The sequence below is a fragment of the Mycobacterium farcinogenes genome, assembly GCF_019739075.1.
Taxonomy (GTDB): domain Bacteria; phylum Actinomycetota; class Actinomycetes; order Mycobacteriales; family Mycobacteriaceae; genus Mycobacterium; species Mycobacterium senegalense.
In genome coordinates, this window is record NZ_CP081673.1 from 4,612,952 (window position 1) to 4,639,279 (window position 26,328).

At 64.2% G+C, this 26,328-nt stretch carries 21 protein-coding genes and 1 pseudogene; 9 read left to right on the top strand and 13 right to left on the bottom strand.

Annotated features, from left to right (window positions below; genetic code table 11):
* Positions 1-17 precede the first annotated feature (17 nt).
* The 3 genes from K6L26_RS21915 (at position 18) to K6L26_RS21925 (ending at position 5,263) form a co-directional block, all read left to right on the top strand.
* Entirely contained in the window at positions 18-1,457 is a 1,440-nt protein-coding gene (locus K6L26_RS21915; RefSeq protein ID WP_011725674.1) for a recombinase family protein, read from the top strand.
* 243 nt (positions 1,458-1,700) lie between these two features.
* Positions 1,701-2,699, top strand: coding sequence for an AAA family ATPase (locus K6L26_RS21920; RefSeq protein ID WP_011725675.1), 999 nt, complete (start codon positions 1,701-1,703; stop codon positions 2,697-2,699).
* Between the two features lie 5 nt (positions 2,700-2,704).
* Positions 2,705-5,263: a S8 family peptidase gene (locus K6L26_RS21925; RefSeq protein ID WP_083015432.1), complete on the top strand. Its 2,559-nt coding sequence runs from the start codon at positions 2,705-2,707 to the stop codon at positions 5,261-5,263.
* Positions 5,264-5,809: 546 nt separating this feature from the next.
* Here the strand turns inward: K6L26_RS21925 and K6L26_RS21930 are convergent.
* From K6L26_RS21930 to K6L26_RS21940, 3 genes are all read right to left on the bottom strand, one after another.
* Complete coding sequence (locus K6L26_RS21930) at positions 5,810-7,309, bottom strand: replication initiator (RefSeq protein WP_011725678.1); 1,500 nt, start codon at positions 7,307-7,309, stop codon at positions 5,810-5,812.
* Positions 7,302-8,744, bottom strand: a complete 1,443-nt coding sequence (locus tag K6L26_RS21935; protein WP_019732903.1) for an FtsK/SpoIIIE domain-containing protein — start codon at positions 8,742-8,744, stop codon at positions 7,302-7,304. The genes K6L26_RS21930 and K6L26_RS21935 overlap by 8 nt, the downstream gene beginning before the upstream one ends.
* Positions 8,745-8,843: 99 nt before the next feature.
* A complete protein-coding gene (locus K6L26_RS21940) occupies positions 8,844-9,188 on the bottom strand; it encodes a hypothetical protein (protein WP_019732904.1) in 345 nt (114 codons plus the stop codon).
* A 253-nt stretch (positions 9,189-9,441) separates the two neighbouring features.
* On the opposite strand from K6L26_RS21940, the gene K6L26_RS21945 reads away from it, so the two are divergent.
* Both K6L26_RS21945 and K6L26_RS21950 read left to right on the top strand, forming a co-directional pair.
* Positions 9,442-10,239 carry a hypothetical protein gene (locus K6L26_RS21945; RefSeq protein WP_011725681.1) on the top strand — a complete coding sequence of 266 codons (798 nt, stop codon included), beginning with the start codon at positions 9,442-9,444 and terminating at the stop codon, positions 10,237-10,239.
* A 7-nt stretch (positions 10,240-10,246) separates the two neighbouring features.
* Positions 10,247-10,714, top strand: a complete 468-nt coding sequence (locus K6L26_RS21950; RefSeq protein WP_011725682.1) for an NUDIX hydrolase — start codon at positions 10,247-10,249, stop codon at positions 10,712-10,714.
* Between the two features lie 13 nt (positions 10,715-10,727).
* On the opposite strand, the gene K6L26_RS21955 is transcribed toward K6L26_RS21950, so the two are convergent.
* From K6L26_RS21955 to K6L26_RS21980, 6 genes are all read right to left on the bottom strand, one after another.
* Positions 10,728-11,264, bottom strand: coding sequence for an HD domain-containing protein (locus K6L26_RS21955; RefSeq protein WP_019732905.1), 537 nt, complete (start codon positions 11,262-11,264; stop codon positions 10,728-10,730).
* Between the two features lie 332 nt (positions 11,265-11,596).
* On the bottom strand, positions 11,597-12,193 hold the full coding sequence (locus tag K6L26_RS21960; protein ID WP_019732906.1) for a TetR/AcrR family transcriptional regulator: 597 nt from the start codon (positions 12,191-12,193) through the stop codon (positions 11,597-11,599).
* Complete coding sequence (locus K6L26_RS21965; protein ID WP_024455269.1) at positions 12,193-15,420, bottom strand: MMPL/RND family transporter; 3,228 nt, start codon at positions 15,418-15,420, stop codon at positions 12,193-12,195. The genes K6L26_RS21960 and K6L26_RS21965 overlap by 1 nt, the downstream gene beginning before the upstream one ends.
* A 123-nt stretch (positions 15,421-15,543) precedes the next feature.
* On the bottom strand, positions 15,544-15,969 hold the full coding sequence (locus K6L26_RS21970) for a DUF6188 family protein (RefSeq protein ID WP_003882618.1): 426 nt from the start codon (positions 15,967-15,969) through the stop codon (positions 15,544-15,546).
* A gap of 74 nt (positions 15,970-16,043) precedes the next feature.
* A complete protein-coding gene (locus K6L26_RS21975; protein ID WP_005099718.1) occupies positions 16,044-16,604 on the bottom strand; it encodes a TetR/AcrR family transcriptional regulator in 561 nt (186 codons plus the stop codon).
* Positions 16,605-16,663: 59 nt separating this feature from the next.
* Positions 16,664-17,176 (bottom strand): PaaI family thioesterase, encoded by a 513-nt coding sequence (locus K6L26_RS21980; protein WP_031344738.1) that lies wholly within the window; start codon positions 17,174-17,176, stop codon positions 16,664-16,666.
* Positions 17,177-17,321: 145 nt separating this feature from the next.
* Between K6L26_RS21980 and K6L26_RS21985 the strand changes: the two genes are divergently transcribed.
* Entirely contained in the window at positions 17,322-17,990 is a 669-nt protein-coding gene (locus tag K6L26_RS21985) for a TetR/AcrR family transcriptional regulator (RefSeq protein WP_011725686.1), read from the top strand.
* Positions 17,991-18,170: 180 nt separating this feature from the next.
* Here the strand turns inward: K6L26_RS21985 and dszC are convergent, their stop codons facing one another.
* Genes dszC through K6L26_RS22000 form a run of 3 tightly spaced genes read right to left on the bottom strand, consistent with a single transcriptional unit; the run spans position 18,171 to position 21,843 of the window.
* Positions 18,171-19,418 carry a dibenzothiophene monooxygenase gene (gene dszC / locus K6L26_RS21990; RefSeq protein WP_023882538.1) on the bottom strand — a complete coding sequence of 416 codons (1,248 nt, stop codon included), beginning with the start codon at positions 19,416-19,418 and terminating at the stop codon, positions 18,171-18,173.
* Positions 19,415-20,485, bottom strand: coding sequence for an ABC transporter substrate-binding protein (locus tag K6L26_RS21995; protein WP_023900526.1), 1,071 nt, complete (start codon positions 20,483-20,485; stop codon positions 19,415-19,417). Before K6L26_RS21995 ends, dszC begins: the two co-directional genes overlap by 4 nt.
* Complete coding sequence (locus tag K6L26_RS22000) at positions 20,485-21,843, bottom strand: dibenzothiophene-sulfone monooxygenase DszA (protein ID WP_005099785.1); 1,359 nt, start codon at positions 21,841-21,843, stop codon at positions 20,485-20,487. Before K6L26_RS22000 ends, K6L26_RS21995 begins: the two co-directional genes overlap by 1 nt.
* A gap of 178 nt (positions 21,844-22,021) precedes the next feature.
* On the opposite strand from K6L26_RS22000, the pseudogene K6L26_RS31720 reads away from it, so the two are divergent.
* Positions 22,022-22,276: pseudogene (locus K6L26_RS31720) on the top strand (hypothetical protein); the annotation flags it as partial.
* A gap of 11 nt (positions 22,277-22,287) precedes the next feature.
* Here the strand turns inward: K6L26_RS31720 and K6L26_RS22005 are convergent.
* Positions 22,288-22,980, bottom strand: a complete 693-nt coding sequence (locus K6L26_RS22005; RefSeq protein ID WP_036388549.1) for a potassium channel family protein — start codon at positions 22,978-22,980, stop codon at positions 22,288-22,290.
* A 79-nt stretch (positions 22,981-23,059) separates the two neighbouring features.
* On the opposite strand from K6L26_RS22005, the gene K6L26_RS22010 reads away from it, so the two are divergent.
* Positions 23,060-24,556 (top strand): potassium/proton antiporter, encoded by a 1,497-nt coding sequence (locus K6L26_RS22010; RefSeq protein WP_019347523.1) that lies wholly within the window; start codon positions 23,060-23,062, stop codon positions 24,554-24,556.
* Between the two features lie 255 nt (positions 24,557-24,811).
* A complete protein-coding gene (locus K6L26_RS22015; protein ID WP_221851516.1) occupies positions 24,812-26,317 on the top strand; it encodes a SulP family inorganic anion transporter in 1,506 nt (501 codons plus the stop codon).
* Positions 26,318-26,328 lie beyond the last annotated feature (11 nt).

A 26,328-nucleotide genomic window follows, 5' to 3' on the forward strand; every position in this document is an offset into this window, starting at 1 on the left:
ATCGCTAAACTACCCTCATGGGGAAAGCGAAAACTCCAGCTCAGCGTGTCGGGGCGCGGTCCGCGGCGATCTACGCCCGCATCTCAGCCGATGTGGAGGGCACCGGCCTGGGGGTCGCCCGTCAACTCGAAGACTGCCGCAAGCTCGCCGCGGAGCGAGGCTGGCCGATCGGTGACGAGTACGTCGACAATGATGTCTCAGCGTATTCGGGAAAGCCGCGCCGCGAGTACGCCCGCATGCTGGATGACCTGAAATCCGGTGCGCGGGATGCGGTGATCGTCTACAACCTCGACCGGCTACATCGCCGTCCGGTCGAGTTGGAAGACTTCGTGACGCTGTGTGAGTCGGTCGGGGTGCGTGATGTCGCTACCGTGACCGCCGACATCGATTTGGGTAACGATGACGGGTTGTTCATGGCCCGGATTTTCGCCGCGTTCGCCGCCAAAGAATCTGGCCGCAAATCCGCGCGTATCCGCCGCAAGATGTTGCAGAACGCCGAAAAAGGCCTGCCGCACGGCCCGGCGCGCCCTTTCGGATACGAGCCCGACAAAATTACCCTGCGCCCTGAGGAAGCCAAGATCGTGCGGGAGATGGTCGACCGGTATCTCGCGGGTGCGTCGATCCGGTCGTTGACCATCTGGCTCAGCGACACCGGTGTGGCCCCGCCCGCGTCGAAGTCGTGGCAGACCACCACGGTGCGCAACATTTTGGCCTCCGGACGGATCGCCGGGCTCCGGGAGCATCATGGTGAGGTGATCGGCGCCGCGGCGTGGCCGGCGATCATCACCGCGGGCGAGCGCGACCGCATCCTTGCCCGGATGACTGCTCGCAGCGTCACGAAAACTCGCGCCCCGCGCACCTACCTGCTGTCGGGGATGTTGCGGTGCGGGCGGTGTGGGAATCGGTTGTTTTCCCAAGCCCGCCATAACAATCCGACTAACCGGGTGCGGCGCTACGTGTGTTTGAAAGGTCCCGATCACGGTGGCTGCGGGCGACTGACCGTGGTGGCGCTGCCGGTCGAGGAATTGCTCACCGATGCGGTGCTGACCCGACTGGACTCACCCCAGCTGGCAGGAGCATTAGCAGGTAGGTCCAGTGTGGACGCCGACGTCGCCGCGTTGGCCGCCCAGTTGGAGGCCGACCAGGCCCGCTTGGATGAATTGGCCGGGCTGTATGCAGAGGGGGCGGTGTCGGCGCGGGAATGGATCGCTGCCCGCGACCCCATCACCGACCGCATCGCCCGCGCCCGCCGCGACATCGCCAAGGCCACCGACACCAGTGCGGTGATGGATCTGGTGGGCTGCGGCGAGGTGCTGCGCGGTCAGTGGGATGACCTTGACATCGACCGCCAACAAGCCATCATCAAATCAGTGCTCGATCACGCCGTCATCGCACCCGGCACGCCCGGGTCGCGCAAGTTGGATATCAACCGGGTACAGCCGCATTGGCGGATTTAGAACGTCTCGTCCGTTGGGTAAACGTCTCGTCCGTCGGTACATGCCGAAACTTTGCCTTTAGAACACGTACGACTTTGCGTGTGGCGCCCGGCATTCGCTGCATTCGGGCATTCCTCGTCGGGCCAGGTTGGTGTACTTGCGTCAGGCGTGGTGTCGGGAAGCAGTCATCACGCCCGTTAGACTCAGCTCACGGGGCCTGCCGTGCTGGTCAGGACGGTTGTTTGACCCGAAGGGAGGTCAGCGGTGGCGACAAATGACCAGTTGAAGGCTCTCGTCATGAGCCACGCCGAGGGCGACGACCCCCAGTTCTACGCCGTGGCGATGCAGGTGGCTGCAAAAGCTGCACGAGCTGGGCACGCAAAGTTCGCCCAAGAACTGCGCGACCTGGTTGACGAGTTGCGTAAGCGTGGTGCAGTGAAGTCGCGGGTGGCCTCGGTGGTGCCGGTGGCGCAGCCCCGGGGTGAACTGGGCTCTCTGCTCGCTGTCAGCTATCCGGAGTCTCGACTGGCAGACCTCGTGTTATCCCCGGGTCTTGCCGAGCACCTGCGGCATGTATTGCTTGAGCAGCGTCAACGAGACATGCTTGCCCGCCACGGTCTTCGGGCCGCGGGCCGGTTGCTGCTCACCGGCCCGCCAGGGACCGGCAAGACTTCAACCGCGCGAGTTATTGCCGGCGAGTTGGGGCTTCCACTGTTTTCGGTGCGGCTGGACACAATCATCACCAAATACATGGGTGAGACGGCAGCGAAACTGCGCTTGATTTTCGATGCGCTCATCGACACGCGGGGGGTCTACTTGTTCGACGAGGTCGATGCGCTTGCCGGAGATCGGGCCGCACCCAACGACGTCGGCGAGATCCGCCGAGTCCTCAACTCCTTTCTTCAATTCCTCGAAGAGGATTCCTCGGACAGCATCATCATCGCGGCCACCAATCACCCCAAGTTGCTCGACAACGCCCTCTATCGCCGATTTGACACAGTGATGGACTTCGCACTGCCCGACGACGCGGCCACCGAGGCCGTCATCCGCAACCGACTCGCTCGGTTCCAAATCGGCAACCTGAGTTGGCCGAGGGTCGTCGCTGCCGCGCGCGGGCTCAGTCACGGAGAGATCGCGACTGCAGCAGAGAATGCGGCGAAGCGAACAGTTCTGGCTGGCCGGGCCCGGGTGCGCACCGACGACCTGGTGGCCGCCCTGCACGAACGGCCGCGTGCCAATCACCACGGCGAGTCGGCGATCTAGACGTCATGGCAGAGCGAGATCGTCCTCACCTTGTCGTGTCGGTAGCGCCAGTATCGGAGTCCTTTACGCTCGCCAGCGCTGGTGGCGGTGGCGACAAGCACGAGTTCACCGGCGATCGCAAGGGGCATGGCCGACGCCTCACTGACGAATTCAACGCCGCAGTCGCGCCTACAGCCGACGATGAGATCGAGCCTGCAGGAACCTACGTCACGTTTGTGTCGTTTCCAGATTTGGAACTGGCGTTGCAAAGTCTGGGCCCGCAGCGCTCTGGTGAGCAGCCCGAGTTGGTCGCCGTCCGGGAGACGCAGACCACCGACGGGATCGTTCAGATGGCGACCGTGTACATCCCGCGGGGCAAGAAAGAGTACTTCCTCAAACGGTTGGACGCCTACGTGTCGTCTGCAGACCGGACCAAGGCTGACAATGCCGCACTAATTGAGAGTATCCAGTCGATCCGTCGAGCGACGATCCGCGAACTATGGACCGATCCCGATGAATTGTTTCCCGACGACCCCACCGAAGTCCGTTGGTGGGAGGTGTGGCTGCTTAACCGTGACCGCCGCGAACAAGCAAGATTCAGCGACTTTGTTGTCCAACACGAACTGCGCACCAGTGAGCACTATCTGGGTTTCGGTGACCGCACCGTAGTGTTGCTATACGCTTCGGCAGACCAACTGGCGCAGACGTTTCAATCAGTTGACGACATCGCCGAGTTGCGCCGACCGCACGACGTTGCCACTTTGTTGACAGAACTGCCCGCCGCCGAGCAGACCGAGTGGGTGGACGATCTGCGCGCGCGTCTACGGATGGCCGACAAGGATGCTGCGGTGGTGTGCATCCTCGACACTGGCGTGCAGGACACGCACCCTCTGCTCACCGACTCGATTGGAGCCGCGGACCTGCACGTCGCAGACCCGCGCTGGCAGACCACGCCCGTCCAATCGCACGGAACTGAGATGGCAGGCCTGGCCCTCTACGGAGACCTGCACGCCGCACTCGTCGACACCCAGCCGGTCCAATTGACTCACCGCCTGGAGTCGGTGAAGTTCTTGCCCGATAACGCCCACAACGATCGTGATCTCTACGGTGCTATCACTGCTCGCGCGGTCGACCGCCCAGAGATCCAAGCCGCCGCCCGGCGCCGCGTGTTCATGCTCGCGGTCACTGCGCGCCGCCCCTCCGTCGACGGAACTGACACCGAACCGACCACACGAATCGACACCGGCAGACCCACGTCGTGGTCGGCGGCGATCGACGCTCTGGCCTTCGGCCGGGCCATCGATGACAGCGATCCCAAGCTCACCTACCTCGACCGTGACGAGCCGCGGCGCCCGCGCCTGTTCCTCGTCTCGGCCGGCAACATCCGCGACCTTCGTGGCACCGATGATCACCTCGCTCGAAGTGATGTCGAGCCGGTCGAAGACCCCGCCCAGTCGTGGAACGCGCTCACGGTTGGCGCTTACTCCAATCGTGACGACATGTCCGGCGCACCAGCTGATTTCGCCGGCTACGTGCCGGTAGCCAAGAGGGGTGAACTATCCCCGGTCAGCCGCACGTCGGTAGTCTTTGACCGCACGAAATGGCCGTTCAAACCCGATGTGGTCGCTGATGGCGGCAACGTCGCAGTATCACCGGACCGCACAGACGTTGATACGCCGCCCAATCTCGCTCTGCTCACAACCCGCCTCCAACGCCCGGGACACGGTTTCTTCACCGCGACGCGAGACACCTCGGCCGCCACCGCTCAGGTCGCAGCCATCGCCGGCAATCTCTCCCAGGCCTACCCGCAGCTGCGCCCCGAGACCATCCGCGGGTTGATCGTGCACTCGGCTCAGTGGACCGACGCCATGCGCAACCGCTTCAACACCGAATCGAACAAGACTCGCCTCGCCAGCCTGCTGCGCCGCTACGGGATGGGTGTACCCGACGCGGCCCGCGCACTGCGTAGCGCCACCGATGCGCTCACCCTCATCGCAGAGGCCCGAATCCATCCCTACGAGCGCGACCGCGACAGCAACTCAGGCAAAGTGCGGGAGATGAATCTCCACCAACTGCCATGGCCGACCGAAATACTCGAAGGGCTAGGCGAAACCGAAGTACGCATGCGCGTGACCCTGTCCTACTTCGTTGAACCCAACCCTTCCAGCCGCGGCTGGACGGGCCGCTATATCTATCCCTCCCATGGCCTACGGTTCGCCACCCGACGCCCGGAGGACAACATCGAATCGTTCCGCCAGCGCATCAACACCCGCGCACGTATCGACGGGCAACGCCCACCTGCACTCGACACCGAGAAAGGCTGGTTCTTCGGCAGCAACCTGCAGCAGGCCCCCGGCTCACTACACACCGACATCTGGACAGGTCCAGCCGCCAACCTCGCCAGCAAGGGAGCCATCGCCGTGTACCCGGTCGCGGGATGGTGGAAAAACCAACGCAAATACGACCAAAGCAACCACGGCGTTGACTACTCACTCATCGTCAGCATCGAATCCCCACACGTCGACGTTGACCTATGGGCTCCCGTCGCCCAACAGATCAGCACAACCGTCGAAATCCAAACCTAGCCAAGCTTTTATGCCGCTGTATTCCGCGCATTACCAAATCTAGCAATGTTCACTTGCGAACCCTGATAGGAACGGTCGACGATCCCTTTGGGTATCGACGAAGGGCTCAACGGACTGACCGAGCAATCTCCTGGTGCAGGAGTATTCGCGGGATCCGCATCCTACTTCCAGAGAACGCCGTCTGCGTGCACGGTTGTGCAATTTTCACTGGTCACCTTCGACTATTCGTTGACTGGCAGTTGATGTCAAGGCTCGAACCGGGGGTTCGCCCGCCTGCGGCGCCGGCCCTGACATCAATTGCCAGCCAACAGCATTGGACCGCTGTGACCAGGCGAGGAAACAGCGTCAGAATGTGACGGCCTGGTCGCACTGAGCTGACGCTGTGCCGCGCCTTACCGCAGCAGGGTGGCGATGTCAGCGAGGACAGCCGGGTTGGTGATGGTGACCGCGACGTGCTGGCGTTCACAGGATTCGACAAGCCAGGCGGTGAATTCTTGACGACTGTAAGACTTTCCAGTCTGCCTATCCGCGGATCGCACCTCCCGGCTAGCCATCGGGTACCTCGACAGGAAGATCACCACGCTGGTGCAATAGTGCTTCGCGGGCAGTGCGGCGCCGGTCGATCCGACGTAGCGCCGCGCTGACGATGAGGGTGCGCTCACCGAGGCTGGCGTGACCGGCGCGGTCGAACTCCCACGCCACCAGATCATTGCCATCATCGCCGTGTCGACGATCCGGATTATGCTTGTGTTCAGTAGATTTCGCGTAGCGTTCGCGGGTCCAAGTGGCACGGCGTTGCCGTAGTGCGGTCATGGTGGTCGAGTAGCGGCGGGACTTGCTGGTGATGTGCCCGCGGAACCCGAGGGTGTGCAGCCACCGCCGAATACCCGACACTCCGTTGTCAGCGAGGTCGCTGATGGTGGTCAGGATGGCCCGCACATGCTCGGATACATCCAGGTCGGGTATCGATTCGGTGGACAGCCGGCGGACGCTGATCCCGAGATCGGCCAAAGATTTAGTCACGTATTTGGCCAGATAGCGAGCAACCCGCCGGCCCGACAGTGCCCGGCTATCCGGTGAACAATGTTCTGCTGTCAGCGCATTCGTCGAGTTAGTGGGTGCGGTGATGGGTTGGGTATCGATTTGGGGACCGAAGGCGATCACCCGCACGCCGCCCTCGGTGGTGGGGTCGTGGACGGTGAGGGTGACGGTACGGGCGGCGTGCTGGATGATCATCGCGAGTTCGGTTGCACTGATTGGTGATTCCCAACCGGTCTGATCGGGATCCTCGTAGGGGTCGAGGCGGATCAGGGCGTGGATGTGCGGGATGGCGCGGGCTTGCATTTCGACGACTTTGAGAAAGCTGACCCGCACGTCATCCGGATCGGCCCCGGCGGCTTTCAGATGCCTGCGGAGTGCTCGCCGCAGGGTGATGGTGAATCGTCGCCACAGCTCAGGCAGATGCCAGGTGAACAGCACATGCCCGAAATAGTCGTAGCATTCCCGGCAGAGCGGCTGGCCAACCTGTGGATCGGTGTGGTCGTGGATAGTGCTGCACCACAATGGATTTCTATGTGAACAGCGCCGGTAGCCACCGATGCGGTCATGATCGCGGCACACACCGTGTCGGGATCCGCTGGGGTCTGTGGGTGTGGTGGTGTGGACGGCCCCGAAGCTGGGGGCGGTCAGCGTGAGAAACACTTGCGGACGATCAGCGACGGCGGCGGGCATGTCGTGGTGGCCGCCCGCGGCGCCGGCGTGCACGAGTTGCCACGTGTCGCGGGCGTAGAGGTCTGAGCAGGAGGGGCAGATGTGGGCGCGGCGGTTGTTGCACCGGGTCCACACCACCTGCTGGCGTCCGTAGTCTTCGGTGCCCGTGAGTTGGATGGGATGGGCACAGAACCCGACGGATTCCGCGCGTCGCCACCAGGATTCGTATCCCATCGAGGAGGCGCGGCGCACCATCTCATCGACCACCCGGGTGGTGTCGACCGTGTCCGGAATGCCTGGCAGGGCGAGCTGGGCCGGTGGTGTGGAGCTATTCACCGCTGGCACCTCTGTTGGTGTCACTGTCGCCCGTCGTTGAGGCCTGGTCGCCACTGGGCCGGCGCGCGGGGCGGCGGAATCGGGCCGCGAGGGTGGTGATGTCGTGGTCGGTGACGTGGAAGGCGCGTACCCGCACGGATTGGGTGCTGCCGTCGATGAGCATGTAGCCCACACCGGGGGTGGCATCGGGGATGCGGTCGCATTCCGCCCCGGCATCACGTGCTCCTTGTCCCAGCACCATGGTGGTTTGGGTGGCTTCGGTCAGCCGCAACCCGATCCGCACGGTGAACAGTTGCCGGACCGGCAGGGTGTCTTTGGCGGGGTCTTGCACTGCGGCCACCACCGAGATCCCCACCGCGCGGCCTTGGGAGAGCAGTAGCCCGAGCAGTTGTTCGATTTCGGTGCGGATCTTGCGGTCGGTCACATACGCGGTGAGCGCGGCGATCTCATCGATCAGGACCACAAACAGCGGGTCGGCCGGTGTCGGGGTGTGCAGGCGGGTGTGGCCGCGCAGACGATTTGCGCGGGCGTGCATCACGTTCACGAGCTGGCGCAGGAGTTGGAGGGTGGTGTCGGTGGCGTCGTGGCTGAACACGGTGAACATGGGTGCGCCGGCGCCCAGTTCCATGCCGCCTTTGGGGTCGATGACACACAGCCGGACCAGCCCGGTCTTGATCGCGGGGGCGATCCCGGCGATCAGGGACCACAGCACGCTGCCTTTGCCCGCGCCGGTGGCCCCGGCGACCAGGAGGTGATGCCCGAGCAGCGGCATCTGCCAGTGGTGGCGGGTTTCGGTGATCCCGACCCGCACCGATCCCAGATCCACCGGAGTCGACGATGTAGGCATGGGCAGCGCGATCGGTTCGGCCAGCACGTCCCCGCGCATCAGCGCGATGCGTAGTTCCCCGGGTGTGGTGGCGGTGATGGTGATCCGGTCGGCGCGCCAGGCCGCGGCCAGCGCCTCGGATTGTTGGTGCCAGTTAGTTAGGGATTGGCCGGTGACGATCCGCACCGCCAACACATCGGTGGTTCTACCGATCGTGACGGTGCGCAGGGTCGGAGTCAGGGTGCGCTCACCAAGTTTGGCGGTCAGGCCGTGCAGGGTGCACGTCGATTCCCAGGTGCGGGTGTAGCGCGACCAGGTCAACCAGCGGCGCCGTACAGGTTCGGTCACCCACGAGCAAAACGAGCCTGGGTCTAGCCAAGCCCACCCCATATATCCGGCGCCGAACGCGATGGCACCGACGATCCCGGCGCGGGGTCCGTGGGTGATGCCGAGAGTGAGGCTGGCGATGATCGGGACACTGATCGCTGGGAACAGCACGGCCCACCACAGCAGATATCCCGCGGCGGTCAACAGTGATATGACCAGATCGCCGAACCAGTCGTCATTGTCCGATTGAGTGTTGTTGGTGTTCTTATTGTTTGATGCCATGACGGTGTGTTCTCCGTGTGTGCGTGGACGAGCCAGTGGTCGACGGCGGACCCGGGCCGAGGCGCGGCACGTGCTGGTGTCGCGCCTCGGCAGCGGGTGCTATTTCTGGGTGCGCGACCCCGGCTCACCCGCCGGGGCGCCGGCTGTGGCGCCGGTGATGGCATCAGCGCGGAAGGCCACACCACTGCGATCGCCTTGCGCCCACGGGATGGCCACCAGGCTGGTCACCGAGACCGGTTGGGTGACCCCGACGTTCGGGTCACCGGCCACCGTCACATTGAGCACTTCGCCGCCAGTGTCATCCAACGCCAGCAACTGCACCGAATGCTGCGGCAGCCCGGTGGCAGTGTCGATTTTGGGGCTGCCGGTCTCAAAGTTCAGCCGCGGCTCAGCCGCACGGGTGACGATGAACCGTGTCCCTGACGTATCGATTCTCAAACGCATTGTCCTGTAGTTCCTTTCGTGAACCGTATGCGCCCTTGCGGCGCTGAACTCAGTTCACGTGGACACCACCGACGTAGCCAGGGACATCTAGCGGCATTGCCGACATCGCCGGCGACATTCCGGACACCACCGGGACATACCCGTGGACATCACGTGGGCATCACCGCCGCGGGGTGGCACCACGCGCATGGCAAACTAGACGCCACGCGCTGGCGATACACGGAGACGACACGGAAAGATGTGCGCTGAGACGATGGACGATCACGACGGCAAGGCGGCCGCGATCCCCAACAATCGCCTCATGCAGCGGCTGCAGGCCAAGGGACTGTCCCCGCAGCGCTTTGCCACCGCGATGAGCGTGGATGTCAAGACGGTGCGCCGCTGGCTGTCCAACACCAACTACAACATCCGCGAGGACAACGCGCGGCGCGCAGCCACGCTGCTGGGCTGCACGCCGCACGATCTGTGGCCCAATCAGTACTCGCCTACTATGGCGAGCGCATTGGCGACCATGTCACCAAGTGGCCCGTTCACCGCGACCCTGTATGCCAGCCGCACCCAGCTACCGATCAGCGCGTGGCAGCAGCATTTCGCCGACGCCACCACCAGCATCGACATCCTCGTGCTGGCCGCCACGTTCCTGTTCGACACCCTCGACGGATTCCTCGACACCCTGCTCGACGCCGCCGCCCGCGGCGTGGCGGTGCGATTCCTCGTCGGCGACCCCGACACCGCCACCATGATCCTGCGCGGCGTGGAGGAAGGGATCGGTGAAGCCGTCATCGCCCGCTGCCGCACCTCAGTCGAGCTGCTCGCCCCACACGCCGGCACCCCGGGACTGGACATCCGCACCCACGACACCACGCTCTACACATCCATCTTTCGGGTCGATGACGCCATGATCGTCAACTTCCACATCTACGGCTCACCCGGACGCAACAACCCCGTACTCGTACTGTCCCGTCACCACGAACCCCGGCTCTGGGCCACCCTCGAAGAGGCCTTCACCCAGGTGTGGGACCACGCCACACCCCTAACGACGAAAGGCTGACCCGCCGATGCGCACCGACTACTACAACGACCCCAACGCCCCACGGCCTAACAGTGTCGTCCCCTCGGCTTCGGCGATCGTCGCTGACGAACGCGGTCGAATTTTGCTGATCAAACGCCGCGACAACACCCTGTGGGCGCTACCCGGCGGCGGACACGACATCGGCGAGACCATCGAACAAACCGCTGTGCGCGAAGTCAAAGAGGAAACCGGGCTCGACGTCGAAATCACCGGCCTGGTCGGTGTCTACACCAACCCGCGGCACGTCGTGGCATTCACCGATGGCGAAGTCCGCCAACAATTCTCCTTGTTGTTCACCACCAGGGTGCTCGGTGGTGAGCTGGCCATCGACCACGAAAGCACCGACATCGCCTGGACTGATCCCGACGACATCGCCGACCTGGACATGCATCCCTCGATGCGTCTGCGGATCGAGCACTACCTGCAACACCGCGACAGCCCCTACCTCTGCTAACCCCATGCAGGGGTTACAGCCAGCCGCGCACCCGACCCACCGCCGCCAGCAACTCCTCGCGGCCAGCATCGACCGCCCGGTGCACCGGATCCTGCGGTCCATAACGCGCCAACACCTCACGCAGGCGGTCCTCAGCTGATACCGGCGTGCCGTCAGGTCCGGTCGTCAAATCGCAAAACGTCAACGCATCCATCACATCGCGCGGCGGTTGGACGAAAGCCCCTAAACCGGAGACGCCACGCTCGGATGCCTCCAGGTGCGCGCCGGTATGAAACGCCACCAACGACGCGACCAGCTCCCCGAAACCGGCCGACCGGACGAACACCGCGCCATCGAGCGGATGAAAACCGGTTCGGCGCACCGACGGTGCATACCCGATATCGTGCAGCCACGCCGCCGCCACCAGACAATCCGCCGCCTCGCCGGCGAAATGCTGACTCAGCCGTTCCGCCGCAGCGGCCACACCCCGCACATGCGCCAACCGCCGCGGCTGCTCAGCCAGCCGTGTCTCGGCCTCCCGCCGTGCACGCTGCGCCACCGCCCCGCTCATGCCAGCCAGCTTACGAGCCCCAGTATCACGTCGCAGTATCTCCACCGCAGCAGCACTTACTGAGCGTCCACCCATCTCCAACCACTATGTGGCGGCTACCTGCGGGCTTCGCTTCGCTCCCTCTGCTCCCGTCCGCTGGCGCTCCCGTCCGCGCCGGTCGCTACGCTTCACCCTCCGTCCGCCGCCGAACCACCGGGCCATCGCCGCAAAACAGCCCTCTGACCTGCGATGTGAGAACTTTCTTTACTGGTATCAAGCGTGTAGGCAACACCTAGGCCGCTCCAGCGCGGAACTCGCATTCCCTGACAACAGTGGCTCCGACGTCGCGGGAGCTATTCAGTTGCTGAGATGAGTTTCGGGAGGATTGCATTGTCGACCAGAGTTTCGATGGTGAGATGGGTCGGCGGGCGGTTGGAAAAGATGCATCGGAAGATCAGATAGCCTGGCAACAGGTCGCAGAGCTCTTCGTTGATTGTTGACGCGCCGATCTCGCCGCGGCTGATCGCCTGCTGTAGGACCTGCCGGACCAGGGTTCTCTGTTCATGAAGAAACCGGTCTTGCATAACGTTGTTGAGCGCGCGATCACGGGATATCTCGACAAGCACTGCCCGGATGGTGCTGGCGTGGTCTCGGCACTGTTTGTAGATGATCTGGCCGAGACACAACAAGTCGCCGCGCAGGGTGCCAGTGTTGGGTGCAACAGCGCTCTGACGGGTGCCTTCGATGACGGCCGCTAGGATCAGTTCAGATTTCGAGGGCCAGCGCCGGTAGATGGTGGCTTTACTGGCATGAGCAGCGCCCGCGACAGCCTCCACTGTTAGGCCGTGGTACCCACGATCCTGCAGGATACCCAATGCTACTCGCAGCAGCTCTGTCTCTCTGGGTGACCACGAAGTAGGTTCTACGTCCGGGTTGGTTGTCGCGGTCATCAATTGTCGGATGTGAGCGATTCTGGGTCAGCTGCTTTCCCGTTTCCACTATCGGTCCCCACATCCATTCTTCGTACATGGTCGCCCCCAGGTGAGACGCCACCCCACTTCGCCGATATCTGGAGGTGCGGTCCGCGTGTTGCGCTCAGCGCGCCCACACCGGTGAGATGCTTAGCTGGCATCGATGCGGGGTGACGGTTCATGTGTGGCCACCAGCTGGCTTGGCGGAGCAGGGTGGCGATGGCTGGGACGGTGAGGGTGCGTACGAGGAACGTGTCCAGCAGTAGTCCGCAGCCGATGATGAGTCCGGTTTGGATCATGATGGCTACCGATCCGATCATCAGGCCGAACATGCTGGCAGCGAAGATCAGGCCGGCGGAGGTGATGACTGAGCCGGTGGTGGCTACGGTGCGCAGGACGCCGACGCGGATGTTGTGGGTGGATTCTTCGCGTAGTCGTGATACGAGCAGCATGTTGTAGTCGGCGCCGACGGCGACGAGGATGATGAACGCTAATAGTGGTACGGGCCAAGCGATTTCGTGGCCGAGGATCCATTGGAAGACGATGACTCCGATGCCTAGTGAGGCCAGGTAGTTCAGCACGACGGTGCCCAGCAGATATAGCGGGGCGATCAGGGCGCGTAGCAGGGCGATGAGGATGAGTCCGACGATGACCAGGGTGGCGATGGCCAGCTGGGTGAAGTCGGATGAGAGTAGGCGTTGGATGTCGGAGTTGACGGCGGGGAATCCGGCAACCGAGACGGTGGCTTGGGCCAGGGAGGTGTTGGGTCGGGCGGTGTTGGCGACGTCTGTGATCTGGCGGGCCAGGTTCATCGCCTCGCCGCTGTAGGGGTCCGTGCTGGTGTCGATGGCGAAGCGGGCGGTTTTGCCGTCGGGTGAGAGGAAATGTTTGGCGACGTCGGCGAATTGGCGGTTGTCGAAGGCTTCGGGGGGCAGGTAGAAGCCGGTGGCGGCATCGGATCCGGCGGTGGCGCGGGCGGAGTTTTGCAGTTGGGCCGCGATTTGACTCATCCCGGACAGCATTTGGATGTTGCTGTCGGCCAGGGTGTGCACGCCGGTGGCCAGGGCGCGTGCGCCGGAGGCCAGTTGGCTGATGCCGTGTTGGAGTCGGCCGATGTCAGCGGCCAGGTTCTCGGGGTTGCCGAGGGTTTTGAAGGCGTTGTTCATGGTGGCCACGGTGTGTTGAACTTCGGTGAGGGTGCCGGTGACGGTGGCGTTGGTGGCCGGGTTGTACTGGTCGCCCAGGGTGGCGAGCTGGGTGAAGAATCCGTCGTCGCGCAGGGTGGTCAGGATACTGACCTGGTCGCGGATCTGGGCGCATTGCGGGGTGGTCATACACCACGGTGAGGTGTTGAGTGCGGTGACGAGCGGGTCGAGGGCGGCGATAGCGTTCTGGGCGCGTTCGGCCAGGGGTCGGATGCCGGGGCCGGCTTGGATGGCGGTGTCGACCTCGGGTGCGGTGGCTGAGAGTTGTTGCAGCAGCGGGCCGAAGCGCTGCATGCTCTCACCGGCGGCGCCGGCTTGGGTGAGTACACCGCCCAGGGGGGTGAGCGCGGTGCGCACGGTGGTGTCGAGTTGGGCCAGGCCGCCGGCGAGTTGGTCGGCGCCGTGGGTGAGCTTGTCCAGGTCGGTGCGCCGGTCGTTGCCCTGGGCGACCGAGTCGGCCATCTTGTCGCCGATTTGTCCGTTCTGCCAGGACAGTTGGGCTTGGTCGAGGCGTTGCCCGGCCGGTCTGGTGATCCCGGAAACACGTGTCACGGCCGGGATTTGGGCGATGCGTGAGGCCATCTCGTCGAGGTCGGCCAGGCCTTTGCCGGTGCGCATGTCGGTCGGGTTTTCCACGACGAGGAATTCGGTGATGACGACGTCTTTAGGGAAATGGCGGTCCAGCAGCTGATAGCCCTGGTTGCTGGCGGTAGTGGCGGGCTGTCCTTGGCGGTCGTCATAGCTGATGGTCATGGTCGCCGCGGCCGCCGACAGTGCCACCAGGATGGTCAGGCTGATGACCAGCAGCGGCACCGGGCGGCGCACCACGGCCACGGCCACGCTGTTCCAGTAGCGTCGGGTGCGGTCGGGTTTGGGTTCGCCGATGCCGCGGGTGGCCGCCAGCGCCAGCACCGGGGGCAGCAGGGTCACGGTGGCGGCGAATCCGACTGCCACGGCGACCGCGCAGGCCGGGCCGAGTCCGGCGAACACACTCAAGGTGGCGAACACCATGGCCAGAAAGGCCAGGGCCACGGTGCCGGCCGAGGCCAGGATGACTCGGCCGATGCTGGCGGTGGCCGCGATGACCGCCTGCTCGGCGGGCACCTGGGCGCGGCGTTGTTCGTGGTAGCGGCTGATCAGAAACACGGTGTAGTCGGTGCCGGCGCCCAGCAGGATCGCGGTCATGAACGCCACGGTGAACTGCGAGACCGGCATGCCGATTTCCCCGAGTGCAGAGAGCACCCCACGCCCGACGGCCAGGCTGATCCCGATCACCAGCAGCGGCAGCAGCGCGGTGAACACCGACCGGTACACGATCAGCAGGATCAGCGCGATCAGCCCGGCGGTGGCGATCGAGATGAACACCAGGTCGTGCTCGGCTGAGGCGATCTGATCGGCGAACGTGGCCGGTGGCCCTGTCACATAGGCCGTGGTGGACGTGTTGGCGAATGCCGTGTCGGTGAGATCGCGCACGGCTTGCACGGATTCGGCCGCGGTGGGATCACCGAGCGTGCCGGCCACCCCGACCGGCAGATACCAGGCCTTGCCGTCACCGCTGACCGCCTGGGTTCTGGTGACCGGGTCGGCCAGCAGATCCTGGACCAGCAGGACATGGTCGTGATCGGCGCGCAACCGCCCTACCAGATCCTGATAGCGCAGCTGATTATCGGGGGTCAGACCGGCCGGGTCTTGCATCGCGACGAACAGCATCGTCTTGGACCCCTGCTCACCGAACGCCTCACTCATGCGGTCCACGGTCTGAAACGAGGGCACATCACGCGGGATCAGATCGACCGATTGTTGGCGCACCACCGTCTCCAACTGCGGGAACAGCAGCGCCAGCACCACCGCGGCCGCGATCCATCCACCGATCACTAATGCCTTGTGGCCCACCGTGAACGCCGCGAGCCGACCCAGCCGGGCGCTGTATTCCGAAGATCCGGACAGATCGACGCCGCGCCGGCCACGGGAAGGCCCAGCATCTCCGGTTCGATCGCCCATCCCCACGCCTCCCAAGAAACGAAACTATCGGTATCGCTACGATACTAATAGTCCCACACGAGGATCGGAAGGGCCGCGCCGACCTTTCGGGCCATGGTTGGGGCTGGGCGCGGTGGGGGTGAATTAACTTGCGGTGTCCTCAGATTCGTCGTCGGGCAGGTCGTGGCGCACCACCCGCACCCGCCCGCGGGGCAGGCATGCCATGTAGCCGTGGCGTTTGCCGTAGAGCTCCCAGGAGGTCGCGGCCTCCTGGGGGGCGACATCGATGCGATGCCCGCGGGAAAAACCCAGGTGCAACCCGCCGCCCTCGTCGCACCACGCGCCCGTGCACACCGCGCCGGCCAGGTCCAGCAACGGACGCTGCTGGACCGAGACGTTGCCCGGGTCGATGAGGACCTGCTCTTCGGGATAAGACGAACCGATCGGCGGCAGGGTCAGCCGGATCGGGGTGGCGATCACCAATTCGTTGTAATCGTCGAGGTCGAGCACCAATCCGTCGCGCAACGAGACACGCTGAACGGTGCACCGCTCGATCCAGGGGGTATGCATGCCCGGGTCCCTTTCGACACGTCATTGTGTCGCTTTATGGTACTGGGAGTAGCGCAGCGATACTACTAGTATCGCTAAGTGGTGGTGTCGGTGCCGTGCACCAGCTGTCGGGTTGTGCGGTCGATGCGCTCGCGGGCCAGGTCCGCATCGATCCGGCCGCCGATGACGGCGATCAGGTTGGCCAGCCACACGTCGGCGATCAGGCTGGCCACGTCACGGTCATGCGCGCTGGGTGTGGGCCCGCCCAGGGCGCGGGCCAGCATGTCCTCGATCACCGCGACAGCGTGCTCGATCGCGCCGGCGGCCTCGGAGTCGGCCACGACGAACGCACGCACCATCGCCTCGGTCAGGTGCGGGTTGGCCTGCCAGGCCATGTGCAGGTGGGTGGTCAACCGCCCCAGCCGGGCCTGCGGCGCCAGTTCACCGGTAGTGCAATCGAATTCGGTGTCGAGACGTTCGAATTCGCGGGCCAGCACCGTCACCAGCAGATGGCTTTTGGATCGGAAATGCCGATACAGGGAGCTGGCGGCAATGCCGGCCTGCGCGGCCACCGCACGCATCTGCACACCGTCAAAACCTTGTGCTGAGGCTACCGCCCACGCGGCATCCAGGATCGCCTCGCGACGCACCAACACCGAGTCCGCCGGCCGGCGCGGGTGCCGCACCCGGTCCCGGGGTGCGGCGGTGGGCGCACTCACCGCGACCCCGCGTCGGGGCCGGCGCCACCGTAGCGGGTCAGCTCGGCGAACAACTCCCCGAAACCGCTGATGTCACCGTGGGCGGCGAAATGGGCCGCATCCACCGTGATGAACACCGCCGAGGCGGTGAACCGGGTGACACCGTCCACACCGACCCCCACCCCGTCCACATGCAACGCCCGGCCCTCGCGGGAGGCGATCCGCGCGGTCAGCCGATGCGTACATCCCAACGGCACCGGCTGCAGATAGTCCACCGTCAAACGGCGCGTCACCGCCGGGGTGGCCGCGATCCACAACGAAAAACCCAGCACGTCATCACAGGCCGCGGCGATCGCGCCACCGTGCGCCAGCCCCGGCGCACCGATATGGCGCTCATCGAACACCAGATCAGCGAACACCTCATCGCCGCACCGAAACACCTCCAGCTGCAAACCGTGCGGATTGTCCGACCCGCAGCCCATGCAGGTCGGCGTGTGCGACGGCAACCGCTGCGGCTGATCAACACCCATCACGGCCTCCTCGCACCCGGGCAGCCCCGCCACCGCGTCCCGACCCGGGACCGCCGGTACTAGCAGTTTCGCTGCGCTACTATCGGTACCATAACCGGGAGTGCGGGGGCAACGCACCGGCAATCGGAACACATCAGGAGGTCAGGTGGGGACGCAGCCCGCGGAGACACCCGACGACGAGGACGACGTCGACCCGCGCCGCACCCGATCACGCACCCGACTGCTCGACGCCGCGGCCAACCTGCTCAAAACCGGTGGGATCGAAGCCGTCACCATCGACGCGGTCACCAAAGCCTCCAAGGTCGCCCGCACCACCCTCTACCGCCATTTCAACAGTTCCTCGCAACTGCTCGCGGCCACCTTCGAACGCCTTCTGCCCCAAGTCATCCCGCCCGCCCCGACCAGCGGCACCCTCCGTGAGCGGCTCATCGAACTGCTCTCCCGCCAAGCCGACCTGTTCGCCGAAGCGCCCGTACAAGTCACCACCCTGGCCTGGGCCGCGTTGGGCCCCGCCGAGACTCACGAACCAAACACTGTGCAACACGCCGGTGCCGGCACTCTGCGGATGCGTGTGATCGAACAATACCGACGGCCGTTCGACGAAATCCTGTACAGCCCCGAAAGCGTCGATCAACTCGGCGAACTCGACATTGAACTCGCACTCTGTCAACTTGTTGGCCCTCTGGTCTTTGCCCGAATGACCGGTCTACGCGTCATCACCCACCAAGATTGCACCCGCATCGTCGAAGGCTTCATTGCCGCGCAAACCGGCGATCAACCGGCTTGGGTCGAGGCGTCGAGTCCGAACCAATAGCGCTAATGAGACTGCTCTGAACCACGTTCCGTCGCTTGGCCAGCCGCATCCGGTTGGGTCACACCGTCACCCAACGACCGCATTGTTGCACCCAAAACGGCGGGACCGTCGGCCACCACTGGGTAAGACGGACCCGCCGATCTGACGAATTCACGCGTGCCCGGCAGCGCGACGCCGGGGTCAGGAAGTGAAGCCGGGTATCGGATAGCGTTGGTTGAGGACGTAGTTTCCGACTTCAGCGATTTTGTAGGAGACAGGATCGTGCAGCGTGTGGGTGCGGATGTTGCGCCAGAACCGGTCGAATCCGTATTTGGGGTGGGTGCCGCGGGCACCGATGACCTCGAAAATACGGCTGGTCACGTCCAGGGCCGCTTGGGTGGCTATGGCTTTGACTCCAGAAATCTGCACCATGAGTTCGCCGCGTTCCTGCGAAGTTAATGCGTCACCTTTGTCCCACGCGGCCTGTAGGAGTTGTGCGGCCTCGCGGGCTGCAGCATCGGCGGCTTGTAGTTGGATGCCGAATTCGCCGTAGCTGCGAATGGTGTACGGATCTTCGACGGCTTGAGTGACCCCGGCCGGCGTCCAAGGACGTGCCTGCGTTCGGGTGTACTCGCGGGCTGTCTCGAGCGCTCCGCGCGCGATCCCTAGGTAAACCGAGGAGAACACCAACTGCACGATCGGGCCGAACAGGCTTCCGCGCCCGGACGCCAGGAACGCCTCGAGGATGGCATTGGGTTTGCCGAGCACCTCGTCGGGACGGACCGCAACATTGTGGAATTCGGTGGTGCCGCTGTCGGTGCGCCGCATCCCCAGCGCCTGCCAGTCATCGTTTGGCTGAACGCCTTCTCTGGTGGTGGGAATGGCCGCCGCTACGATGGCACCTTGCTGTGGGAAACCCTCCGGTATCACACCGAACACCAAGAGCAGATCTGAGCCCTTGGCGCCACTGCTGAAGTGCTTAATGCCGTTGAAAAAGTACCCGCCGTCATCGGCCGGGGTGGCCGTCACCTTCCAATCCAGGATGTGGCTGTTGTTCTCGCTGGAGGCGTTTCCGGTCCACCAATTGTTTTCGGCCAGTTGACGAAGCAGGCGTTCCTTTTGCTCGGGTGAACCCCACAGATCGATAACGGCTGGGGTGCTGAGGTGGTATCCGAACAAGTGCCCAAGGGATCCGTCGACCTTGGCGATCTCGCGCACCACTTCCAGGGCGGTAGGCCAGTCGGCTCCCCAACCGCCCAGGTGCCGGGGAACGGTCACCGAGAGCAGCCCACTGGCGCGTAGATCCTCACGCTCTTCTGTTGCCGAACCACCTGCCTTGTCGCGCTCGACGACGGTAGTTTGCCACTTTCGCGTCAGCTCGCGCGCGACCTCGATTGGGTCGCCATGCCTACTGTTCTGTGCCGTGGTGGTGTCATCGGTCAACGTCATTGCTGTTCTCCAGTCGCGGATTGGGTGAGGAATTGCGGTGCTGCCCACTGTGTGAGGTCCACCGGACGGTCGAGCAGATTGTGGTCGATGAGGAACTGTTGAGTTTGGTCGACAACGGCCAGCGCCGAGTCGTCAAGCGTTGGGATCAGATGTTGGGCGAAATCAGCGCCGAAACCGCGTCCGATCGCCGAAGGTGCTACCCCGAGGTTGGCGGCATGGATGCCAACGGTGTCCTCGGGGTGGGCCTGTGCCCAACGGCCGGCTTGGACAGCCGCATCGACGAGTCGTTGCACCAGGTCGGGTCGCTCGTCAACCAACTGGGCGCTGACCGTCCAAACACTGGCATACCGGTTTCGTTTGTCGTCGCCGAGATCGGCGAGTACCCGCGCGCCGCTGAGGTCTTCTAGCTCCGCCGCCCAGGGCAACCACGTGAATAGCGCATCAACGTTGCCACTACTCAGGATGTCGCTCTGGTGGGCGGCCACGTCGGGAAACAGGTCAGCGCCTTTGACACTGGCCGCTGCTTCCAGCCGCTCTTCGGGCACGTCGACGCCAGGGCTTTCGATACGCACCAATTCGACGTCACTGATCCCGATGCCTCCGATATGCAGGGTCTGCAAAAGTCCCCGCGCCTCCCAGGTGCCCAGCGCGATCAGTGTTTGCCGCCACGGATCCAATTGCCGGTAGTCACCCAACTCGCCGGTGAGAATGCGGATCGCTGCGCCGGACACACCCACCCGCCGACCCCGCAGCTGCTCGGGTGATGTCACCGGGCTGTCAGCACGGACATAGATCCCTTGCCGACCGGCCAGAGGTGTGATGCCCAGCAGACGGGTGCGTCCTGGTGCTCGCAGGCCCTCACTGATAAGAGGTGGAATTTCGCCACCAAAACGGGTGTAGGCGGGATGATCGTAGGTGAAATGCAACCCAGCTTGCGCGCCGCTCAGCACATTCAGCGAAATACCGTTGCCAGCCAACAGGTTTGACTCCAGCGCTGTCAGCAACGCGTTAGGAACCGGGCAATTGCTGTAGGCAAGAATATCTCGATCTATGCCCGTGGTGGTCATCAGATGCTCCCAACTTCAGGCCGAGCCAACCCAAGGTGCTCACGCAGCGTTGCCCCTTCGTACTCAGTACGGAACACACCACGTTGCTGCAGCAGCGGCACCACCTGGTCGACGAATTCCTCGTAAATCCCAGGCAGATACGCCGCCGAAATGATGAATCCGTCAGCGGCCCCGGCCTCAAAGTGACTAACCAATTGATCAGCGATCTGTTCGGCAGTTCCGGCCCACTGCGGTACAAACCCGACGTTGGTGCCGTATCGTCGACCCAGCTCGGCCAACGTCAGGTCCGCACCGCCACCGGCCACCGCAGAAAACATCTGCAACATGGTCGGCACGTGACGATCACCGAGATCGGCGACGATGTCGGAAAACTTCGTATCCAGCGGATACTTGGAGAGATCCAAACCGCTATGGCTCGACAACGTCGACAAACCCACCTCGGGATGGACCAGAGAATTGAGATATTCCAGACGCTCACGGGCCACCTGCTCAGTCTCACCGAGTACTGGCATTACCGCGGTGAACACCTTTGTTTGCTCCGGGTCACGTCCCGCGGCCGCAACGTGAGCTTTGATGTCCTGATAGACCGCGCGCATGATGTCGAGGTTGGGCGAGACGCTGAATACTGCTTCGGCCCAGCGCCCCGCGAAGCGACGCCCGCGCGGTGACAAGCCGGCCTGCAGGATCACCGGTTCGCCCTGGCGTGACCGTGGAACCTGCAAGGGGCCACGGACGGACAACCAGTGGCCACGATGATTGACGTATTGAACCTTCTTGGGGTCGGCGAACCGACCGCCAATCTTGTCCAACAACAAGGCATCCTCGGACCAAGAACTCCATAGCTTCTTGACTGCCTCCAAGAATTCGTCAGCGCGGTCATATCGGATGTCGTGCTCAAGGTGCTCGTCCACGCCGAAGTTGCGTGCTTCCGAGTCGTTGAGCGACGTGACCACATTCCACGAGATCCGGCCATCAGACAGGTTGTCGAGCGTGGCAAACACCCGAGCCACGTGATACGGCGGGTAGTACGTTGTGGAAACCGTAGCGCCCAGACCCAAACGTTCCGTCACCGCAGCCATAGTCGCTATCACGCTGGTCGGCTCCAGCGCCACCGCGCCCTGGCCACCCAGGCCGACCCCGGTCTCCAAGTTCTCACCATAGCTGTCTTCGATGGCCAGGCCATCGGGAAGAAATAACAGGTCAAACTTTCCCCGCTCCAGGGTCCGTGCAATCTGCTTGTAGAACTCGCCAGTCAGAAATCCGTTCGTGGCACCAACATGGCGCCACGCGCCATGCGCGTGAGTGACGTTGCCGGCCGAGAAAAACCCGGCCAAATGTAGTTGGCGTTGTTCAGCCATTATCAGCAGTGCCTCCGTGGGGATCAGATACCGGACACCGATGCTCGACCACCAGCCTGGACCCCAACAGGGTTAGGAGACCAATGATTTTTAAGGCCCCGGAGTGTGTCGTCGGTGGCCCGGCACCTACCTATCTCGGGGTAACCGGACGGCTGCCAGGAGGGTATATTAGGAACTTGTCACCAACCTCGTGCTGGTGTGTCCGTTTCACCACCGGTTGCACCACCGGGGCGGCATCACGATCACTGGCCCCGCCGACCGGCTCGTGGTCACCGACCAAACCGGCAAACGGTTGCCGGGCGGGTCGCTGGCCCGTCCACCCACGGCACCCCCACCCGATGTCCCGCCGTGCCCCGGACCTACCGGTGAGCGCGCTGACTGGTGGTGGTACCAACCGTTCCAACCCAAACCACCACCGCCTAGAGCCGCTTAGCCAAGGGCCCGTCACGGCTCGTCGGAAACCACTTCCCGCAGGAACTCTCCGCCATGGATCGCGGCCAGCAGTGAATTCTCCGACGTGCGATTCGCGGTGAACAGCAACTCGTCACCGGCTTCGAGCACGTCGTCCGGCTTGGGAAAGCGCACCTTGTTACCCCGGACGACGGTGACCAATGCGGTGTCGACCGGCAGGTCCAAGCGGTCCACCCGCTGACCGACCACGGGGTTGTCTTCGGGCAGCGTGAGTTTGGTCAGCTCCACCCGGCCTCCGCGCAGCGTCATCAACCGCACCAGGTGCCCGACATCGATGGCCCCCTCGATGCCGGCCACCAACGAACCGGGTGTCGACACCGCGACATCGATGCCCCAGTCCTGGCCGAACAACCACTGGTTGCGGATGTCGTTGATCCGGGCGACTACCCGCGGTACACCGAATTCCGACTTGGCCAGCAATCCGACCACCAGGTTGGACTTGTCATCACCCGTTGCCGCGATCAGCACGTCGGCGGTTTCGATTCCGGCGTCCTCCATCGCGGAGAGTTCGCACGCGTCGGCCAGCAACCAGTCGGCGCCCGGCACAGTGTGCGGCTCATAGCGCCTTTGCAACTGTTCGATCAGCAAGACCTTGTGGCCGTTGTCGAGCAACTCACGCGCAACGGACCGACCCACGTTGCCCGCTCCGGCGACCACTACTCGCATGTTCCGTTCCGCCACTCAGCCATTTTCGCCTATTCGCATGGCCCACTCCCGACCCTTCGCCCTGATTAACTAACTCTCGATGAGCCTGAACCAGCTGTACCTGACCTTGCTCACCGGCGGCATCGTGCTGCTCGCGAGCATCATCGGCACGCGCGTGGCGACCCGCATCGGGTTCCCCAGCCTGCTGTTCTTCCTGCTGGTCGGGATGGTGTTGGGCGTCGACGGAATCGGGCTCGACTTCCACAACGTCGAGCTGGCGCGCAATGTGTGCACGACGGCGCTGGCGATCGTGCTCGTCGAAGGCGGTCTGACCACCCGGTTCTCCGACATCCGTGGCGTACTGGCGCCCGCCTCGGTGCTGGCCACGCTCGGCGTGGTGATCAGCACCGCCATCACCGCCGTCGGCGCGCACCTGCTGCTGGGCATGGACTGGCAACTCGCATTGCTGCTCGGCGCCATCGTCGCCTCCACGGACGCGGCCGCGGTGTTCTCGGTGTTGCGCATCCTGCCGCTGCCGCGCCGGCTGGCCGGCCTGCTGGAGGCAGAATCGGGCTTCAACGACGCGCCGGCGGTCATTCTTGTGTTGACGTTCAGCGTGGTGCCGTTCGTGTTCCACCCCGAAGGCGCCATCGCCGACCTGGTCTATGAATTGGTAACCGGCGCTCTGCTGGGACTGGCCGTCGGGTTCGCCGGTGCATTCGCCTTACGCCGCATCGCGCTGCCCGCCTCAGGCCTGTACCCCATCGCCACCTTCGGGCTGGGCTTCATCGCATTCGCCGCCGCCGGTAGTGCGCACGCGAGCGGCTTCATCGCCGCCTACCTGTCGGCGGTGGTGCTGGCAAACTCAGGCCTGCCGCACAAGTCAGCCACCCGCTCCTTCGCCGAGGGGGTGGGCTGGCTGGCCCAGATCGGGTTGTTCGTCCTGCTCGGATTGTTGGTGAACCCGCATGATCTGGCCGGTGACATCATTCCGGCGATCGCCATCGGGCTGGTGCTGCTGTTGATCGCCCGGCCGGTTTCGGTGGTGTTGTCCTTGGCCGGATTCCGGATCTCGTTGCGTGAACAGCTTTTTCTGTCCTGGGCCGGGCTGCGCGGCGCAGTGCCGATCGTGCTGGCCACCTTTCCGATCGTCGCCGGAGTGCCCGACAGCTACCGGTTGCTCAACATCGTGTTCGTCCTCGTGGTGATCTTCACCCTGGTGCAGGCACCCAGTATCAAGCTCGTGGCCAACGCACTGGGGCTGATCACCCGCGACATCACCCGCGAGATCCAGGTCGAAGCCGCACCCTTGGACGTGCTCGACGCCGAGCTGCTGACCATGACCGTGCAACCTCATTCCCGGCTGCACAACGTCACGATCCTGGAACTGCGACTGCCCGACCCGGCGGTCATCACGCTGATCATCCGCAACGGCCGCACCTTCGTGCCACTGCCGGAAACCCGCATCGCCGTCGGCGACGAACTGCTCATCGTCACCACGAGCAAGACGCGCACCGCCGCCGAGGCCCGGCTGCGCGCGGTGAGCCGGCGCGGCAAGCTCGCCTACTGGTTCGACGAATACGGGCTCGAAGACTGACGGCTCCCAAGCTGACGACTCCCAAGCTGACGGCGGTGTGGCATCGAGCACATCCGTGCTTGCCAATTTGAAACGCAACCCTCCCCTAAGGGTAGAGTTGTCGTCGATGTAGAACGTGGCCGCCCCGCCTTGCCGGGCACATCGTAGCGGCGCTTCCGATTACACGTCCTGCCAATACTTTTCACGCAATGGCGCGTGGATCAACTGTGCCTATTTGCCGCGCTGAGTCACCGCGCGGGCTGAAACGGAGTTCTGATGGAACGAACGACTGATGCGGCGACACCGCACGAACAGCAATCGGTGCTCGCGGCACTCCGTTCCCCCCGCAGGCTGCGCACCGAGGTGCTCGCCGGCCTGGTGGTGGCGCTGGCGCTGATCCCCGAAGCGATCTCGTTCTCGATCATCGCCGGCGTGGACCCGCGGGTGGGCCTGTTCGCGTCGTTCACGATGGCGGTCACCATCGCGATCGTCGGCGGGCGACCGGCCATGATCTCGGCAGCCACCGGAGCTGTCGCACTCGTGATCGCCCCGCTGGTGCGCAGCCACGGTCTGGACTATCTCATCGCCACCGTCATCCTGGCCGGAGTGCTGCAGTTGGTCCTGGGCGGCCTCGGGATCGCCAAACTGATGCGATTCGTGCCCCGTAGTGTGATGGTCGGCTTCGTCAACGCCCTGGCCATCCTGATCTTCCTGGCACAGCTGCCCCATCTGATCGGCGTGCCGTGGCTGGTCTATCCGATGGTCGCGGTCGCCCTCGTCGTCATCGTCGCGCTACCGAAACTGAGCACCGCGATCCCTGCTCCGCTGGTGGCCATCGTGATACTCACCGCCGTCACCGTCGGATTCGGCTGGTCGATTCCCAACGTGGGCGACGAAGGACAGCTGCCGTCGAGCCTGCCGTCCCTGCTGATCCCGAACGTCCCCTTCACCTTGCACACGCTCGGGGTGATCGCGCCCTACGCGCTCGCGATGGCCGTGGTGGGTCTGCTGGAATCGCTGATGACGGCCAAACTCGTCGACGACATCACCGACACCCACTCCGACAAGTCCCGCGAGGCGCTGGGCCAGGGTGTGGCCAACATCGTCACCGGGTTCTTCGGCGGTATGGGCGGCTGCGCCATGATCGGCCAGACCATGATCAACGTGAAATCGTGCGGTGCCCGCACGCGGATCTCGACCTTCCTGGCCGGCGCGTTCCTGCTGGGCCTGGTCGTCGGACTCGGCGACGTCGTAGCCCAGATCCCCATGGCCGCATTGGTCGCCGTGATGATCATGGTGTCCGTCGGCACCCTTGACTGGCACAGCATCAACCCGAAAACGTTGCGGCGCATGCCCAAGAGCGAAACCGCGGTGATGCTGGCCACCGTGGCGGTGACCGTGGCGACCAGCAACCTGGCCTACGGGGTGGCCGTCGGCACCTTGACGGCCATGGTGCTTTTCGCCCGACGCGTTGCTCACTTCACCGAGGTCGTCGACATCGATCACCCGGACGAAGACACTCGCGTGTACGCGGTTCGGGGCGAGCTGTTCTTCGCTTCCAGCAATGACCTCGTCTACCAATTCGACTACGCCGGTGACCCCGCCAACGTGGTCATCGATATGAGCCAGGCCCATATCTGGGATGCGTCGACCGTGTCTACCCTGGATGCCATCACCACCAAATACGCTGCCAAGGGCAAGACCGTCACCATTGTCGGGATGAACGAGAACAGCGCAGAACGCCACGCGCAGCTCAGCGGCCAACTCGCTGCGGCGCACTGAACCGTCACGGG

Excerpts from the sequence above, each read along its gene's own strand:
- dszC (WP_023882538.1), bottom strand. The coding sequence starts at position 19,418 with ATGACGTTGACCGATGACACCACCACGGCACAGAACAGTAGGCATGGC.
- K6L26_RS21995 (WP_023900526.1), bottom strand. The coding sequence starts at position 20,485 with ATGACCACCACGGGCATAGATCGAGATATTCTTGCCTACAGCAATTGC.
- K6L26_RS21940 (WP_019732904.1), bottom strand. The coding sequence starts at position 9,188 with ATGCGTTTGAGAATCGATACGTCAGGGACACGGTTCATCGTCACCCGT.
- K6L26_RS21955 (WP_019732905.1), bottom strand. The coding sequence starts at position 11,264 with ATGAGCGGGGCGGTGGCGCAGCGTGCACGGCGGGAGGCCGAGACACGG.
- K6L26_RS21915 (WP_011725674.1), top strand. The coding sequence starts at position 18 with ATGGGGAAAGCGAAAACTCCAGCTCAGCGTGTCGGGGCGCGGTCCGCG.
- K6L26_RS21925 (WP_083015432.1), top strand. The coding sequence starts at position 2,705 with ATGGCAGAGCGAGATCGTCCTCACCTTGTCGTGTCGGTAGCGCCAGTA.
- K6L26_RS22010 (WP_019347523.1), top strand. The coding sequence starts at position 23,060 with ATGAGCCTGAACCAGCTGTACCTGACCTTGCTCACCGGCGGCATCGTG.
- K6L26_RS22000 (WP_005099785.1), bottom strand. The coding sequence starts at position 21,843 with ATGGCTGAACAACGCCAACTACATTTGGCCGGGTTTTTCTCGGCCGGC.
- K6L26_RS21965 (WP_024455269.1), bottom strand. The coding sequence starts at position 15,420 with ATGGGCGATCGAACCGGAGATGCTGGGCCTTCCCGTGGCCGGCGCGGC.
- K6L26_RS22015 (WP_221851516.1), top strand. The coding sequence starts at position 24,812 with ATGGAACGAACGACTGATGCGGCGACACCGCACGAACAGCAATCGGTG.
- K6L26_RS21935 (WP_019732903.1), bottom strand. The coding sequence starts at position 8,744 with ATGGCATCAAACAATAAGAACACCAACAACACTCAATCGGACAATGAC.
- K6L26_RS21945 (WP_011725681.1), top strand. The coding sequence starts at position 9,442 with ATGGACGATCACGACGGCAAGGCGGCCGCGATCCCCAACAATCGCCTC.
- K6L26_RS21980 (WP_031344738.1), bottom strand. The coding sequence starts at position 17,176 with ATGGGTGTTGATCAGCCGCAGCGGTTGCCGTCGCACACGCCGACCTGC.
- K6L26_RS21960 (WP_019732906.1), bottom strand. The coding sequence starts at position 12,193 with ATGACCGCGACAACCAACCCGGACGTAGAACCTACTTCGTGGTCACCC.
- K6L26_RS21950 (WP_011725682.1), top strand. The coding sequence starts at position 10,247 with ATGCGCACCGACTACTACAACGACCCCAACGCCCCACGGCCTAACAGT.
- K6L26_RS22005 (WP_036388549.1), bottom strand. The coding sequence starts at position 22,980 with ATGCGAGTAGTGGTCGCCGGAGCGGGCAACGTGGGTCGGTCCGTTGCG.
- K6L26_RS21970 (WP_003882618.1), bottom strand. The coding sequence starts at position 15,969 with ATGCATACCCCCTGGATCGAGCGGTGCACCGTTCAGCGTGTCTCGTTG.